This is a genomic window from Psychrobacter sp. W2-37-MNA-CIBAN-0211, assembly GCF_040309405.1.
In the GTDB taxonomy this organism is placed as follows: Bacteria; Pseudomonadota; Gammaproteobacteria; order Pseudomonadales; family Moraxellaceae; genus Psychrobacter; species Psychrobacter glaciei.
Genome location: NZ_JBEOOU010000270.1, coordinates 1 through 266, shown reverse-complemented (window position 1 = coordinate 266; position 266 = coordinate 1). Strand labels below are relative to the sequence as shown.

Here is a 266-nt window from a genome sequence, read left to right as displayed (position 1 = left end):
GCTGAATATCTTGGTATAAATGCCCTTGCGTGCGAGTCCAATCATTAATGTATAAATACTGCTCTTGGGCAAAACCTAAATCACGAGTAATGCTCGCCGCATTAAACACATTATTGACTTGAATTCGTACCCCAGAAACGGCAGAACCCAGCTCGAGTAAATCGGCTAAATAATCAAGCGACACATAAGCTTGAGTCGATTCAATTTCGCCACCTAGCTCGTACACGCCAGACACCACAAAGCGATGGCTTTGGGCCGACGTTAAC

The 266-nt window shown here is 45.1% G+C and carries 1 protein-coding gene; it reads right to left on the bottom strand.

Annotated elements, in window-relative coordinates:
• The coding region (locus AAEY72_RS15185; RefSeq protein WP_352311410.1) for a hypothetical protein at positions 1 to 266 on the bottom strand (266 nt) is incomplete at both ends.